The organism is Salinibacter altiplanensis (genome assembly GCF_002894645.1).
Lineage (GTDB): Bacteria > Bacteroidota > Rhodothermia > Rhodothermales > Salinibacteraceae > Salinibacter > Salinibacter altiplanensis.
This window is the reverse complement of the sequence record NZ_NCQY01000007.1, coordinates 1-13,623: the sequence shown is the minus strand read 5'-3', so window position 1 is coordinate 13,623 and position 13,623 is coordinate 1. Positions and strand designations below refer to the sequence as shown.

Genomic DNA, 13,623 nt, shown 5'->3' with positions numbered 1-13,623 from the left:
GCGTGGCGGCGTCCATCCATCGGCGAAGCGCCCGCACCGGGCACGTGTCGGGGTCGCTGCCGTAGGGAACGCCTTTCGTGATTCCTTCGCCGGTTTGGTCGCTCTTCGATTCGGGAATGAGGACTTCGAGCCCGCCGTCTACCTCCGTGACGTGCCCGGCTTCCATCGAAGCGATTTCCGACCGGCGGCACGCGGTCGCAAAGCCCACGAGCAACACGGCCCGGTTGCGAATGCCTCGAAGGTGGGCGGCGTACTTCGCCCGATCGGCGCACGGGTCGGGGACCGGCTCCCCTGGGGCCGGCGGCGTGGCCTGAACCATGTCCCGAACTTCGTCCAGCGTGGCGGCTCGTTTCTTCTCCGGGCGCGTCCCGTCCCGGCGCCGAAGGGCCTTGACGGTTTTGGTGACGGCCCGCCGCCCGGTCGGGTCCTCCTCGCCGGCGTGCTCGTGGGCTTTCCCGATTGCACACCGGGCCTGGTTCACCGTCGAAACCGACGCGCCTTCGTCGGCCCGCGCCTTCAGGTACTTCGCCACGGCGGCCGGAGCGGCCGGAATCGCCGTCGCTCCGTTATCGCGGCACCACCGGACAAAGCCCCGCCACTGCACGCCGTATGCCTTGCGGGTCGAATCAGCCATGCCGTGCCGTTTCCAGAGGTCGGAGAGGTCTTCGGCGTCTTCCGGCGTGACACCGGCGGGAAGGGCGCCCGGCTCTACGATCGGGCCGGTTGGTACGGAAGCTGTTTCTTCTGGTACGCCGGCCGCCTCAGAAGCGACAGCTTCAATCGAATCGGGGGTGACTGTATCGGTCATTTCGGGCGGGTGCTGTGCGGAATATGTGCGTCGAGGGGAAGGAACAGGATAACGCCAATTAACCGGAATGCCTGTCCGAACCGGGAAATACCGGAAGGTGTCCAGCCGCCGGGGCGCATGGGTTTTCTCAGGATTCGGCCCCACAGCGTCCCATATGTGGAAGCGGCCCCGGTGTCATGGGGCTTTCTCAGAATCGGGGCGGACAGTGCCCCGAATGCAAAAGCGCCGTGTCAAAACGGGAGCGATCCGTTCGGGTCGTCTAGGGTCGATTCCCCGCCGGCGTCTCCGTTGGGTTCACGTTCGGCCGCGTCGGTGTTAGCACTTCGCTCCACTGCCGGTTCGCCGTACAGCTTGTCTCCCTCGAACTCGGGGACGCCGCTTTCAGCTTCGCTTCGAGACTCCTGGGGCGGCCGGTCGCTGTCGCGTTCAGCTCCGCTTTCGTTGCCAGCGGCTTCGGGGCGGTCCACCTTCACGGTCCACATGTGGTAATCGTAGTTCTCTCCGCTCCGCTTCCCAAGGTACTGCACGCCCACCCGTTCGCCACGGCCGGGATCGGCTTCGCTCCATTCGTCCTGAAGTACGCTGTGCATCAACCACAGCCCACGAAGCACGCCCTCTTCGTCCCGGATGTGGGCCACGGTGTAGCTGCCGAAGTCCGTTTCCGCTTCGTCGTAGCCTTGGAGCGTGCCGATTAGCATGTCTCCGGCGGCCTGGGGCTTCCAGGTTTCGGCCCACTCCTTTTCGCGGCGTTCCTGTTCGAGCTCGTCTTTGAGCGATTCGTTGGCGTTTGCCATTGGTTCAGGGTCGCTTTGTGGCGAATCTGTGTGGTGCCCGTCGCTTTCGCGTTCAGCCCTGCTTTGGGGACGGTTATTCGGTGTCGGTGTCGGAAGCGGAGCCATGTTCGTTCATCAGCTCCGCCTCGTGCTCCTGTGCACGTGCTTCCAGCGCGCCCGCCCCAAACTCTTCCTCCCACTCCCGAAGCGAGTCGAGCATCTGTAGGGCCTTCCTCGACCGGACGTTGGTGGGAGTGCCGGTCATTTGCTCGAAGGCGTCCCGAAGGCGCCCCAGCGCTTTCCGGGCGGCCGCAAGGTCCTGTTTCAGCGTGTGTCCTTCGTCGGGCATGGCAATTGCCCCGGCCGGGGCGGTCTATTCGTCTTTGGGGTGCAGCTCAAAGATCCGCTTCCGCTCCACGCGGTACGGCTCCAACAGCTCCACAATCCGGCACCGTAGCTTTTCCAGCTTCGGGCTCGTGTCCTTCAGCGCCCGGTTCACCGACGCCCGGGACACGTCCAGTTCGCGGGACACGTCGGCTTGCGTGTAGGGAGATTGCTCTATGGCCCGTTCGGCCCGGCTTCGGAGCTCTTCCGCGTTGAGTGTAGCCACGTCTTTGAGTTTGTCTTTCGGATTGACGACGTGCGTTTATAGCAATGTCCCGTGGCACAAAGTGTTTCCCGTTCGGGCTCAATTCTTCACACTTCACCCCGGAACGATGTTGTCCCCTTCGGATAACAGATAGTGCCTTGAAAGGGGAGAGGTCCCGCCCCGTGAACCGATAGGTTCAGGCACTCTCGACATACGAAAGCCCGCTGCCGGGCTCTTTGGACGGATGGCCGACAGCGGGCGCCCACAAACACAGTGAGCACAATGGACAACTTTCAGAACACCTCTCGTGATTCCCGCGCCGCCGAAACGGTCAACGGCCGGCGCTACGCGAACAGCAACGCCCGGGTCTACCTGAACCCCGACGGGTTGCCGGTGGCCTTCCGGCGGGTCCGCGTCCTTCAGAAAGGCACCTTCGCCGGCGCCTCTCGCCTTCAGCTCGTCACGCCGCGGAAAGTCGTGTCCGTGTCCCGGACGTGCTTCCAGGCGTACCGGAAGCGCTGCACGCCGCTCAACTAACGCCGGCGCCCCGGCTGTCGCCTCTCGGGTGTCCGGCCGGGGCGTACTCTCGCCCTCTCTCACAACCTCTCGCAAGCCAATGGAAACCACCACCGATGATCTAAACTCCACGCGGATTACGGCCGTCGATGAATCGGGAACCGTTGCTCGTCACCTCGATGATCTCCAGAGTGCCCTTTGGGGCCTGGAGGAGCATCTGAAAGACGTGCCGGGTCCCTTCGCCGAGGAGCTTCGGGTGATGCTCCACTTCCTCCAAAGCACGAAGGAAAGCGCAGAGGAGGTACACGAGGCCGCACAGACGCTCCACAAGGCCGCAAAGTGACGGCTCAAAGTGACTTTCGCCGGCCGTCAGTCTCGCCCGCCCCGGTTCGTTCGGGGCGGGCTTCTGTGCTTCACGCCCACTTTTCGGTCTGAGGGCGGGCGCTCCGAGACTAGACGCCGTAATTCGGCCCCGAGGCGCTCTTGCCCCGGCCGCTAGACCGGCGCATGGACTGCGCTTTTTCCAGCCGAGCCCTCTTTCTGGAGCGATCGGCCTGGAGCTCATTTATCGTCTCGTTCACGTCGTCGAGCATGTCCTCGGCTAAGGAATCGCCTTTTCTGAGGCGCTTCTTGAGGCGCTGCGCTTCCTGGCGCTCCTCTTCCAGAGCGTCGCCGAGGCGGGAGATTTCCGATCGGAGGGTCTGCTCTTTCTCCTTCAGCTCGTCATTGGAGAGGTCCGAAAAGGGATGCTGGCTAGCCGTTGGCATAGCGGTGTAGGGTCTAAAGTGAGTGATAGCGTCTGCGCTGCGGGTCGGGGTCGTTTACTCGCCCCGCAGGGTCTTCGTCTTTCAGGGTCTCCAGGCGCCCCTCCAGCGTCGAAATGCGGCGTTCGCATCCCTCAATACGAGGCTCGGGGGCATCTTGCCCTTTGAGGCGGCCGCGCCGTTTGCGGAGGTCGTTCAGCTCGGCCTCGGTTTCCTCAACTTCAGACTGGATCTCGTCTTTGGCCGCCTGGAGGCGGGTTTCGAAGTCGTTTGGCATCGGATCGGTTGGCATGGGGTCGGTCAGTTTTGCGTGCAAAAGTGAGTTGAGTGCTCGTGCTACTCGGGAGGGCGAAAGTCGATCGCCTTCAGTCCTGCTCGGCCGCTTTCCTCCCATCTTTGGGCGAGCTCCTCCTCGGTAATCGTCTCCCCCTTGTGGCTCACCTCGCCGGCGCTTCCAATGACGGCCGGGGTCCAGTTCCCCTCTTCGGAAACGCCCCGCTTGATGCGGTTCACCAGGGAGGAGAGGGCATTGGAGGAGAAAAGGTGCTCGGAAGAGCTTTCCATTTGCCTATGGGGTCTTTGAGAAGAGTGCTCACGTCGGGGTCATTCGCAGTCGGAGCCGGCCTCCAGCTCTTCGATGGGCGTCTCATGGGGAAAGTAGAACGCCGTACCGGGGCGGTCGTCCTCCTCGATCGAACGCTCGGGCTCGGCCGGATCGTCCGCGTCGTAAAAGACCACGCCGCCCGTGCTGCCGGAGGCGGTGTCGTCTACTTGGGCTTCCAGTCCATCTATGAAGGAAGCAAGGGGGGCGCCGCTGGAGCTACACATGGGGTCACTGGGAAGCGTTGAGAGGCTCGCTTGGGTCTGTGATCTCTTTGAGCTCGCCGATGGCTTCTCCTCGCCGGTCCTCCGGCACGTAGGACTTGAAGAGGTCCGCAACTCGGCTCTGGAGGTATTGCACCTCGGCGGCCGTCAGTGCCGAGCGGGTGCGAATTTTGTTGATGCTGTCGAGGGTGCGCCGGATGCTGTTTTGGAGGTCGAGAATCACGCCCACCGTGTCCTCGTCTAGCGTGTCCACCTCGCCGAGCCACTCCTGGAGGACGGCACGGAGGAGGGCCAGCTCCTCCCACATCTCGGCCGGATCGGGGTCCTCCCGAAAGGCTTGGATCTTCTCCTGGAGACTCTCTCGCCGCTTCGCAGAGTAGCGGCCGTGCGTCGGAGGGGCGCCTCCTGTCGTGCCGTTTTTCGGCGAGCCGGCACCGTGCATCCGGCACACGTCCCATCCGCTTACGGCCGGGTTCTGGCACCGCTCGCCGGTGCTCTTAGCCGTTGCCGTACAGCGTTGGGCGTCGTCATTCATCGGCATGGGTTGCACGGGGTTTTTGGAGGTTTACCTGTTGCATGAGGTAGCCGGCTGAGGGGCCTACGGGCGAGCATAGAATCACCAGTAGCAGGAGGGCGAGCTCGGGGTTGGGCCTGTCGGGGTTGGGCATGGGGCGGCCGTCAGTTGAGGAGGTAGGAGAAGCTCCGGCCCTGGAGCTTGGATTGGCGCCGAGCGTACTCCTCGGCCTCGGCACTCGGAGGGGCGTGCCGGTAGTTGTAGTGCGGGTGCCGGAGCACCCACACGCGGGTAATCCATTTCCGGTTGATCTTTCGGTCGAAAGGGTCGTCTCCGAGCATCGGATCGGGGTCGTTTTGGTCGGTTGTGGCGGCTCAGTCAAGGGGGATAACACACACAACGTATACGTTACTAAAGTTGTAGTTGTTGTCACTGTTGGGGGGGTTGAAGCGGTTGTTTGCGTGCCGGCGCCTATCCCTTCAGGTTCGGATTCCCGCCCTTCAATTCTTCGTCTCGGTCGGGGAAGGACTGCCCATCGTTGAACCGTTCTTCCAGTTGCCGAACGGCCGCCTTCAGGGCGTCCCGTGCAGTGCCGGAAAGGGTCACGGGCGTAGCCGTCCAGTAGACCGCGTTCCGCAACCGTTCGGCCGTTTCCCGATCTACGTGGAAGGTCATTCGCACTGTATCGGAACCGGTGCCCTGGGGACTCGAACCGCCGCTCTGTGAGGCATCAGTTTCGCCGCTGTCGGCTTCGGTGCCCTCCCGGCCGGTCTCCCTTTCCGAATCGGGTTCGGTCGTGTCGGGGCCGCCCTGCCCCTCAGCAATGGATTCTTTCAGGCTGTCGAGGTCGGTAAACGTCTCCCCCGATCCGGGATCGGGAAGGTCTCCCTCTGCGTGGTCGCTGTCTTCAGGCATGGAATCGGGTCTCGATTTCGTCCAGGATCGCTTCGATCTCCCCCGCGGCCTTCCCGCCCGGCTTCACGTCTTCCACTGCCAGCCCTTTCCCCAGCGCCTTCGTGTAGGCCACCCGGAAGCCACAGCGGGCGTCCAACGCCGGAAGCCCCAGCTCTTCGAGGGCGCCGCCAATCTCTTTCGCCACGTTGGTTCGGGAATCGGCTTGCATCACGACGAACGCCGCGTCTGGGGTGCCTGTCGCGTCCTGTCGAGCCCGCACGAGCTCCGCAAGGTCCGACGTGGCCCACAGATCCGCCCCCGACGGCCGAACGGGAATCAGCACAAGATCCGCGGCCTTCAAGGCCGCCACGGTCACTTCACCGGGGCCGCCTTTCGAGACGCCGGGCGGGCCGTCAATGACCACCACATCGAAGGCGGCCGCCACCTCGGGGCCGGTCACGGTCTGGACTGCTTCGGCCGTATCGGCACCCACTACGTCGGGAAACGCCTTGCCGTGGTCCCCAGAGTTGGGGCCCGCACTCCGCCAATTCCGGGCCGTTCCCTGCGGGTCGCTATCGGCCAACAGCACCCGGCGGCCGCGGCGGGCATAGGCAGTTGCCAGGTTCGTGGCAACAGTGGTTTTCCCGGCGCCTCCTTTCTGGTTCAGGACAGCGATAACGTAGGCCATGAAGGGGTATCCTCTTCAACTGCTTCAACGTATACGTTGATGAGGTTGTAGAGGTAGAAGCGGTTTAGTCTACCTCGGGGCTACGCCGCCGCGAACCGCTTCACGTCCGGGTCTTCCTCCTCTTCGGCCTGCCGGAGATCGTACTGCATCTGTTGGGTCAGCCAACTTTCCGGGCTTCCCCCGAAGGCTTTCGAGAGGCGGATTGCCATGTTCGGAGAGATCCCGGCCCGCCCGTTCACGAGCTCGGACAGGTGCTTCCGGCTCACGCCAAGCCCTTCGGCCGCCTCCGTCACGGTCAACTCCAACGGTTCGATGCAATCTTTGCGGACGATCTCGCCCGGGTGTGGAGGACTTTTCATCGGCATGGGAATCACCTCGTTGGCTGTTGCTGTGTGGCACCTATCGGGAACGGCTCAGTGGTAGTCCTCGAAGTCTACGTCCGTGGCGTGCCCGCCCTCAAACCGGAACGTCACCCGCCAATTCCCGGACACTCGCACCGACCACGTGCCCTCGCGCTGCCCCTTCAGCCCGTGGAGCCGGTAGCCCGGCAGATCCATGTCCTGCGGGGCCGAAGCCGCGTCCAGGCGGGCAAGTATCCGCCGGAGTTTGCCTGCGTGGTCGGGATTCACCTTCGCGGCGCTGTCGTCCTCGTAGAGCTTTTTCAGCCCCTTGTGGCGGATCTTCCGAATCATCGGGCGGCTTCGCTTCGGGCGGTATGCCAGTCAACCTGTGCCCGAAGTGTAACCTGTAACGTGTTAGGTGTCAACTTTGGGGAGAGGGTGGCTGTTCCCGGGGAACGTCTACCGTTTATGCGTAGCAGTCGGCGCCCTACGCCCGCCGCATGGGCGGAACGGGGATTTGCCCCTCCGGCACCTCTTCGGGGCCGTGCTCCGCATACAGCCGCCACAGGACCCACCGGAGCCGCGTCTTTGTCTGTTCGCTCGTGCCCTGGGAACCGGCTTCCAGCTTCTCTTCGATCCACACGTGTAGCTCCCGATCCGCGTAAAGCCCGGCGCCTACGTCGCCTTCGGGGACGCCGCCCCGCTCCCACAGCCACCGCCCCAAGTGTCCAACGTCGGTCCCGTTCCAGTATTCGGCAAGATCGGCCGGCTCGTAGGTCCCACGGCCCACCTCTCCGCCGGTCGCCTGTGTCGTGGGGGGTTGGTCCGCTTCCGTACCGCCCTCGTCTTCGAGCCTCTCAGAGCCTTCAGCGTCGGGGCTACATGGGTTGTTTTTAGGGCCGCTTCCCCGTCGGTCATGAGGTTTGTTTTTAAAACGGCGGTCTTCGCCCCCGCCTTCGGCGGCTCCGTCTCCGCCCAAAGCGACAGCTTCCGTCCCGATTTCTTCCAGGTAGCCCAGCGTCAGTTCGCCGGCTTGCAAGGCGTCGTTCGGGTCGTTGTGCCCAGCGTAGCTGTCTTCGTCGTGCAGCGTGTGGGCGTCAAAGCCGCGCCGGGTTGCTTCGTGGGCACGCTTCGGGGCGTCGGTCTGCCCAGTCTCTGATTCGGGGTCCACGTCGAACGCGAACACGAGCGTTTCGGCATTGCCTCGGAGCGCATCCCACGGCACGCCCTTCGTGTTGTGCAGGGCAACGGTCCGCTCCCAGCCCGCTTCGATGAACGAAAGCGCGTCGAACGGCCCTTCGCAGATCACGAGCGGGTCGGCCGGGTCGAAGGAATCGCCACCGGAAGCTGTCGCTATCGCTCCGGCGTTGAACAGGGCCGTATCGTTGCCCTTCACATGCCGCTTTTCAAGCCAATCATCGCACGGGGGAACAGCCCGTCCAGACAGGCACACAAGGCGGCTCTGGGAGCCTCCGTAGCTGTCGCTTCGAGGCGTCGTGTGCGGGGTCACAATCCGGCCGTTTGGCGCCCGGTGGACGTGTTTCCCGGCTTCGTTTGTGATGTGGTCGTCTAGCCACTCGCCTGGTGCCGCAAAGCCGCAACCGTGGGCGCGCAGCGTCTCCACAGACAGCCCGCGGCCGCGGACGTAAGCCTGGGCACGGTCCGACGTTTTCAGCGCGTCTCTGTAGTCCACGAGGGCTTCACGAAGCTCCCCTTCGTTGTGCTTCATCTTCCGCTCTGGCTTCTGCCCACGGGGCGGAGTGTCACGAGACATACGGCCGCCACCCTTCGAGGGATTGGAAGCGCTTTTAACCCTTCGGGGTGCCCGTGCCTCTTTCCGGGTCTTCTGGGGGGTTCCCTTGTGTCGAAGCGGGCGCCAGTCGCTGCTCTTTTGCCCGCCGCTCGTGTCGCTGCCGAAGTCCGGCGGTCCCTCACAGCCGGCGTGCCGGGACAGCGCTTCCCACGCCCGAAAAAAGTCTTTCCCGTCCAGGCTTCCGTGGACGCCGCTGCCTATGTCCTGAAGCTCCGCCACGTATTGCAGCGGACCGCCGCCGCGGTCACAGTGGAAACAGTGCCATTCCAGCGTCTCCGGGTTCACAGAGAAGCACGCTCCCGAACTGGACTCGTGCCACGGGCATGATCCCTTCCACCGGCGGTCGCTTTGGGTTTTCCAGTCGTGCTCCGACCGCTGGAAAACATCGCCGGGACGAAGCCGGCGCTGTATGTCGTCAAACTGTGCGGTTTCCGTGTGGGCGTTCATGGGCTTGGGGCGGCCGGGCCGCCGGCTTGTGGAGAGGGCGGCTAAAACGGGGCGCTGTCTCCGCCTGGGGACGCCTTCCCGTCCGAAGCCTGGGGCGCTTCGTCGTGGTAACTCTCCGGCCGCATCGTGCCCCGATCGGGCCGAAAAATGAGCTCCACACGGCCGGTCTCTCCGTTGCGGTTTTTCGCAACCGTGAGGTCTACCGGAGACGCCGGATCGGTAGCCTGCCGGTCGTCCGGCTCCGTCAGGATTGCCACCACGTCCGCCCCATATTCGAGGTCTCCCGATTCTTTGAGCGTGTCGAGGCTTGCCCGGCCGCCGTCGCTGTACTTTGCGCTTCGGTTTTGAGATGCAATAGCCAGCACCGGAGAACGAAGCTCCATCGCCAACTCCCGGAGCCTTTGCCCCATGCGCTCCACCCGCTCCCGAAGGCCGTCCGAATCGCTCAGGTCCTCGGACGCCTTCGCGTAGAGCTGAAGGTAATCCACCACCACGAGGCACCGATCCGCCTCGAAGCGGTTCATCCACCGCCGGGCCTTGCCCCGGATCTGCCCACGGCTCAGGTCCGAACGCCCTTCGATAAACGAAAGCCGACGGGCTTTCTTTCGCCACGCTTCGGCCGCCTCTCGCGTCTCGTTCATCGGCACCGTGCCGCGGCGAACGTCTTTCGGGTTGATGCCGCCCACGCGGCCCATGCCCTTCAGCACGAGCTGGCTAGGGGAGTTCTCGAACGTAACGTAGAGGGTCGGGACGCCCTCCGACGCGGCGTCCGCCCCGATCTGAAGGGCTAGGGTCGTCTTCCCGACGCCCGGGCCGCCGGAGAGAATCGTAAGCCCCGGCTGTAGGCCGCCGGTAATCTCATCCAGACGGCCAATTCCTGTCTTCACGCCACGGATCGGGTCCCCGGTGGCCTGGTAGTGTTCGCGGGCCTCTTCCGCCTCAGAAAGCACGTCGGAAAGCACATCCTCGTTCGGGCGAAGGGCACCGGCCTCGCCCTCCTTCAGCTCCCCACGAACTTCGGCGGCCTCTTCCACGAGGTCCTGAAGGATCTGCCCGGCCGGTTCATTGGACCGAACCCGGGCGTCTACCGCGTCCCCGATCGTTGCCAACTCACGGCGCATCCACAAGTCTCGAAGACGGTCGAATGCGCCCTTCGGGTCGTCTGCCGGCGTCCATTCGTCGGGCACGGCCGGCGGCTCCACTTCCGCTTCAATCGCTTCCTGTCGGGTCTCGAACTCTGTGCCGTGTTCAGAAAAGAGCTCTTCGCTGGGGTCGTGCTCCCAGTACAGTTCCGGGTCCTGTGAAAGACTTGCCAGAACCGTCCGCTCTGTTTGCGGATCTACGTACTCGTCTGCGTGGTTGTACTGTCCCATTTTGATCGGTCTCTGTTTTGGTTCAGGGTCGATCACGCGCCCCGGCCGGGATGCAGCCCGGTCGGGGTTTCTCTATTGGCCCCAGTCGCTTTCGGACTGCCAATCACGGCGCCGCCACTTCAGCTCGTTCCATACTGCCGGGTCGTGCGTGCGAGTACACCGCTGGCATACCCGTTCCCGTCCGCTGCTCAGAAAGACGGCCGGACCGGGATCGGCCACCATCGGAATGCCGCACAGGATACAGAAAGTTTTCCGCTCCGGTACGGTGTCAACCCGAACGTCGAGGTCCACATCTGGGAGGGGGTCCGGCTCAGTGAGGGAAGCAATTTCCATTGGTTCAGGGCCTTCCGGCATTGGTTTGGGGCTGAGTGAGTGCCGGAAAGCGTCCCCGGCTGTGTGGTGCCGGCGGCGGTTGATGCAGCACCACTGTCGGCCGTCTCTATCTCTTCCAGCTTTTCCTATTACGCGGGCGGCGCGACCGTTCGGAGCGCCCGCCCGCAAGGTTATCCCTGTTAACCCCGTTAGGGTTTACTTTTCGGATCTCCGATTCGGTAAACCTTTGCGTTACAAACGTCTACAGAAATGGGGTGTCTCGCCCGGTTCGGCAAAGTACGCGGGTGCGTCCCCCAAAGTACGCGGGTGCGTCCCCCAAAGTACGCGGGGGTGGTTTACTTTCTGTAATCGGCCTTCAGCGGTGCTCATAGCGGTTTCCGTGGGCAGAGAGACGGTAATACCGGCGTATTTCGAGGTAAACCACCGGGGGAAGTGAAGTAAACCTGTCCGTCGGGTAAACCTGGGGGCGCGTAAACTGCCGAACCGTGGTTTACTCGTGGCGTGCTTGGAGCCTATCGAGAATCTTTCGCACCCGGGCGGAGGGCTCCGATGTGCCCCGTTCGAGTTGCGAAACGTACTGTTTACTCACGTTGAGGCGGTCCCCCAATTCCGGCTGCGTTTCGTCCAGAACCTCCGTGCGAAGGTGGCGAATTTGTTTAGGTTTCCAGTCCCCGGCTACGTCAGGGAGCGGAGGCGCCTCGCCTTCGGCGTTTTGGAAGAGGCGGCCGTCCATTGACGCGGGCGGATCGAACGCTGCCACACGCTTTTTCCAGGCGTCAAAACTCATTCCCTTCGTTTCGTCCATGTGGACCCGGCCGGCGTGGACTTCAATTCCATAGTCCCGCCCCAATGTGTCGAGGGCATTGGAGAGGCACCGTTTTAGCTCCGATCGCCGTTTCGAGGATCGGGGCTTGGACATGTCTTCCCCGCATACTTCCAGAAGCGTTTGGGCGGATTTCCGCACCCGATTTCCACTCTTCGAGTTGATGCGGAATTGGAAGAGGAGGTAGACCGCAAGCCGCTGTGCAAAATTTCGGCTGCCCCGCCGGTCGATTTGCTTGAACCACTCCTTTGGAAGAGGCGCCCATTGCCCCCCGTGGTTGTGCAGAAACTCTTCGGCCCACATGCCTTCCCGGGCTTCAAGGTGCCAGTCCGCGACCGTTTCGCCGGTGAAGAGATCCTGTTGCCCTTTTGCCACCATTCGGAGCCCCCAGAGGGGCGCTCCGCTCGTCATGTCGCCCCGGAAGTGGAGTTTGTCCCCGTGCCGCCGTACTTCCTGGAACTGGACGAAGATGGATTGCAGGGCCTCGACGTGTCGTTTAATCCGTTTGGCCCGCTTTTCCATTCTCACGTTTCGGTTCCGAAACCCGAGCACCCGCTCGACAACCCGGCGGGGAATGCGGATCACGGGACGGTCCCCGCGGCGGTGCGTTGCAGAAGCGTAGCCCAAAAGAAGCAAGTGGAGCCACACGGTGTCCATGTCCATCCGATCGAGCATCTTCCACCCCATCGACGCCTCTACGGCCGTGGGGTCCGGTTCGCCAAACGCTTGCACCTTGAAGGTGGCCCGCCCTTCGTATGGGTTGCCCAATTGCTCCACCCGGATCGGGTGCCCGGTGCTGTCTTCCCCCCACTCTTTTTCGTAGGTTGGGGCCGGCTTCCCCTCGGCTTCGCGGAGCACGTCGATTGCAGTTGTGGAAAACGGATCGGCCAACAGTGAAGTTATTGGCGGGTCTCCCTGGAACGGGTCCGGGTCCATCTCTTCAGTCTCCGGCCGCGGCGCCGGCGCGTCGTCTTCGTCGTGAAGCCCCCACAGGCGTTCGATCTGAAGAGGGGATAGTCCGTCCCCGTCGGCCGCTTCGTTGAGGCGGTCCACCGCGGCGTTTGCAATCGTCTTCGAGAGAAGAGCCACAGGCTCCAACAGCTCCCCCGCTTCGATCTTCTCTCGGAACCGGGCTTCCCAGTCTCCGGCCGCTTCGCCCGGATTTGAGGGCGGGTCGTGGAGCTGCTGGAAGTTCCACGCCGCCCACCGGAGCGCCGGCGTAGCGCAGCGCTTTGCCCACGCGGCCCAACTGTCCTGCTGTAGCAGGTCCCCGGCAATGGATTGGAGCGGTGCCGGCGGGTCCTCTGCCCACGTGTCGGCGCCGGCGCCGCGAAGGGCCTCTTCGGTGGGGCTTTCCCCTTCCCCGGCCAGGCGGGCATTCTCGAACGGCTCCCAGTTTTCTTCCTCCCGGGCCTCGGAAAAGCGCGTGGTGTACGTGATGAAAAGGCCCCATGCAAGATTGGACGCCACCTGCCGGCGGAGCTCGCCCCCTCGTTCGCGCAAGGCCGCTTTCAGGCGGGGAACGATCTCATCTCGTTCGAGGGCCTGCAATGCCAGCCGGGCGGCGGTCTCTTCCTCGAAAAACTCGATGATGTCCTCAATGGTCGATCCGCTGCCGCCCGCCCCGATCGGGGTAGAGGCGCCGGGTCCCAGCTCGAACGTGTCGAGGGCGCTTCGGGCGAAGGATGGGGGCGAAGGGGAAGGGTCGTCTTCAGGCATAGCAGAAGCGGTGTCGTTGCGGTGTCGGTTCGAGGTCGGAGCGGCCGGCTACAACCCAACGTCGGGCGTGTCGTCTATGAGGTTTACCCGCTGGAAGTATTCGGCCGTTTGGGCGCTGTCGGCATGGCCGGCGTGCTTCTGGACGTGAGTAAGGGGCGCCCCGCGCCGGGCCGCTTCGGTGATCCATCCCGACCGGAGAGAGTGCCCGGCGTAGCTTTTCGGGTCGTCTAGGCCGGCCCGATCGGCCGCGGCCGTTACGACGTTGCGAACGGTCTGCCCGGTCACGGCCCGCGACGGAACAGCTCCATCATTGCGGACCGGACGGAAGATCGGTCCCTCTTCGATTCCTTTTGGCGTGGCGGCGTCCATCCATCGGCGAAGCGCCCGCACCGGGCACGTGTCG

At 63.8% G+C, this 13,623-nt stretch carries 20 protein-coding genes and 1 pseudogene; 2 read left to right on the top strand and 19 right to left on the bottom strand.

All coding sequences use genetic code 11. The features are described 5' to 3' along the window. From B7R93_RS03250 to B7R93_RS03235, 4 genes are all read right to left on the bottom strand, one after another. Nucleotides 1–808, bottom strand: an 808-nt coding sequence (locus B7R93_RS03250) for a hypothetical protein (RefSeq protein ID WP_103019414.1), incomplete at its 3' end; no start/stop codon positions are given. Between the two features lie 230 nt (nucleotides 809–1,038). After that, nucleotides 1,039–1,602 carry a hypothetical protein gene (locus tag B7R93_RS03245; RefSeq protein WP_103019413.1) on the bottom strand — a complete coding sequence of 188 codons (564 nt, stop codon included), beginning with the start codon at nucleotides 1,600–1,602 and terminating at the stop codon, nucleotides 1,039–1,041. A 73-nt stretch (nucleotides 1,603–1,675) separates the two neighbouring features. Then, complete coding sequence (locus B7R93_RS03240; protein WP_103019412.1) at nucleotides 1,676–1,930, bottom strand: hypothetical protein; 255 nt, start codon at nucleotides 1,928–1,930, stop codon at nucleotides 1,676–1,678. A 24-nt stretch (nucleotides 1,931–1,954) separates the two neighbouring features. After that, a complete protein-coding gene (locus tag B7R93_RS03235) occupies nucleotides 1,955–2,191 on the bottom strand; it encodes a hypothetical protein (RefSeq protein WP_103019411.1) in 237 nt (78 codons plus the stop codon). A 261-nt stretch (nucleotides 2,192–2,452) separates the two neighbouring features. Between B7R93_RS03235 and B7R93_RS03230 the strand changes: the two genes are divergently transcribed. Both B7R93_RS03230 and B7R93_RS03225 read left to right on the top strand, forming a co-directional pair. Then, nucleotides 2,453–2,707, top strand: a complete 255-nt coding sequence (locus B7R93_RS03230) for a hypothetical protein (protein ID WP_198598567.1) — start codon at nucleotides 2,453–2,455, stop codon at nucleotides 2,705–2,707. A gap of 79 nt (nucleotides 2,708–2,786) precedes the next feature. Beyond that, complete coding sequence (locus B7R93_RS03225) at nucleotides 2,787–3,029, top strand: hypothetical protein (protein ID WP_103019410.1); 243 nt, start codon at nucleotides 2,787–2,789, stop codon at nucleotides 3,027–3,029. 109 nt (nucleotides 3,030–3,138) lie between these two features. Here the strand turns inward: B7R93_RS03225 and B7R93_RS03220 are convergent, their stop codons facing one another. The 15 genes and pseudogenes from B7R93_RS03220 to B7R93_RS03160 all read right to left on the bottom strand — a co-directional run. After that, the gene (locus tag B7R93_RS03220; protein WP_103019409.1) at nucleotides 3,139–3,453 is read right to left on the bottom strand and encodes a hypothetical protein; all 315 of its coding nucleotides are present in this window, start codon (nucleotides 3,451–3,453) and stop codon (nucleotides 3,139–3,141) included. 13 nt (nucleotides 3,454–3,466) lie between these two features. Continuing rightward, on the bottom strand, nucleotides 3,467–3,742 hold the full coding sequence (locus tag B7R93_RS03215; protein ID WP_103019408.1) for a hypothetical protein: 276 nt from the start codon (nucleotides 3,740–3,742) through the stop codon (nucleotides 3,467–3,469). Nucleotides 3,743–3,786: 44 nt separating this feature from the next. Next, nucleotides 3,787–4,014, bottom strand: a complete 228-nt coding sequence (locus tag B7R93_RS03210) for a hypothetical protein (RefSeq protein ID WP_103019407.1) — start codon at nucleotides 4,012–4,014, stop codon at nucleotides 3,787–3,789. Nucleotides 4,015–4,053: 39 nt separating this feature from the next. Continuing rightward, complete coding sequence (locus B7R93_RS03205) at nucleotides 4,054–4,278, bottom strand: hypothetical protein (RefSeq protein WP_103019406.1); 225 nt, start codon at nucleotides 4,276–4,278, stop codon at nucleotides 4,054–4,056. Between the two features lie 4 nt (nucleotides 4,279–4,282). Next, the gene (locus tag B7R93_RS03200) at nucleotides 4,283–4,816 is read right to left on the bottom strand and encodes a hypothetical protein (RefSeq protein ID WP_103019405.1); all 534 of its coding nucleotides are present in this window, start codon (nucleotides 4,814–4,816) and stop codon (nucleotides 4,283–4,285) included. Nucleotides 4,817–4,953: 137 nt separating this feature from the next. After that, on the bottom strand, nucleotides 4,954–5,130 hold the full coding sequence (locus tag B7R93_RS15145; RefSeq protein ID WP_157942171.1) for a hypothetical protein: 177 nt from the start codon (nucleotides 5,128–5,130) through the stop codon (nucleotides 4,954–4,956). Nucleotides 5,131–5,260: 130 nt separating this feature from the next. Next, on the bottom strand, nucleotides 5,261–5,704 hold the full coding sequence (locus B7R93_RS03195; protein ID WP_103019404.1) for a hypothetical protein: 444 nt from the start codon (nucleotides 5,702–5,704) through the stop codon (nucleotides 5,261–5,263). Next, on the bottom strand, nucleotides 5,697–6,371 hold the full coding sequence (parA, locus tag B7R93_RS03190) for a ParA family partition ATPase (protein WP_103019403.1): 675 nt from the start codon (nucleotides 6,369–6,371) through the stop codon (nucleotides 5,697–5,699). The genes B7R93_RS03195 and parA overlap by 8 nt, the downstream gene beginning before the upstream one ends. A gap of 80 nt (nucleotides 6,372–6,451) precedes the next feature. After that, nucleotides 6,452–6,736, bottom strand: a complete 285-nt coding sequence (locus B7R93_RS03185; RefSeq protein WP_103019402.1) for a HigA family addiction module antitoxin — start codon at nucleotides 6,734–6,736, stop codon at nucleotides 6,452–6,454. A gap of 48 nt (nucleotides 6,737–6,784) precedes the next feature. Then, on the bottom strand, nucleotides 6,785–7,063 hold the full coding sequence (locus B7R93_RS03180) for a type II toxin-antitoxin system RelE/ParE family toxin (protein ID WP_103019401.1): 279 nt from the start codon (nucleotides 7,061–7,063) through the stop codon (nucleotides 6,785–6,787). 136 nt (nucleotides 7,064–7,199) lie between these two features. Then, nucleotides 7,200–8,108, bottom strand: coding sequence for a toprim domain-containing protein (locus B7R93_RS15655; RefSeq protein ID WP_232797955.1), 909 nt, complete (start codon nucleotides 8,106–8,108; stop codon nucleotides 7,200–7,202). A 627-nt stretch (nucleotides 8,109–8,735) separates the two neighbouring features. Then, a pseudogene (locus tag B7R93_RS16270) lies at nucleotides 8,736–8,972 on the bottom strand (CHC2 zinc finger domain-containing protein); the annotation flags it as partial. A 41-nt stretch (nucleotides 8,973–9,013) separates the two neighbouring features. Continuing rightward, nucleotides 9,014–10,345 (bottom strand): DnaB-like helicase C-terminal domain-containing protein, encoded by a 1,332-nt coding sequence (locus tag B7R93_RS03170; RefSeq protein ID WP_103019399.1) that lies wholly within the window; start codon nucleotides 10,343–10,345, stop codon nucleotides 9,014–9,016. 823 nt (nucleotides 10,346–11,168) lie between these two features. Next, nucleotides 11,169–13,220: a helix-turn-helix domain-containing protein gene (locus tag B7R93_RS03165; protein WP_103019398.1), complete on the bottom strand. Its 2,052-nt coding sequence runs from the start codon at nucleotides 13,218–13,220 to the stop codon at nucleotides 11,169–11,171. A gap of 48 nt (nucleotides 13,221–13,268) precedes the next feature. Further along, the coding region (locus tag B7R93_RS03160) for a tyrosine-type recombinase/integrase (protein ID WP_157942169.1) at nucleotides 13,269–13,623 on the bottom strand (355 nt) is incomplete at its 5' end.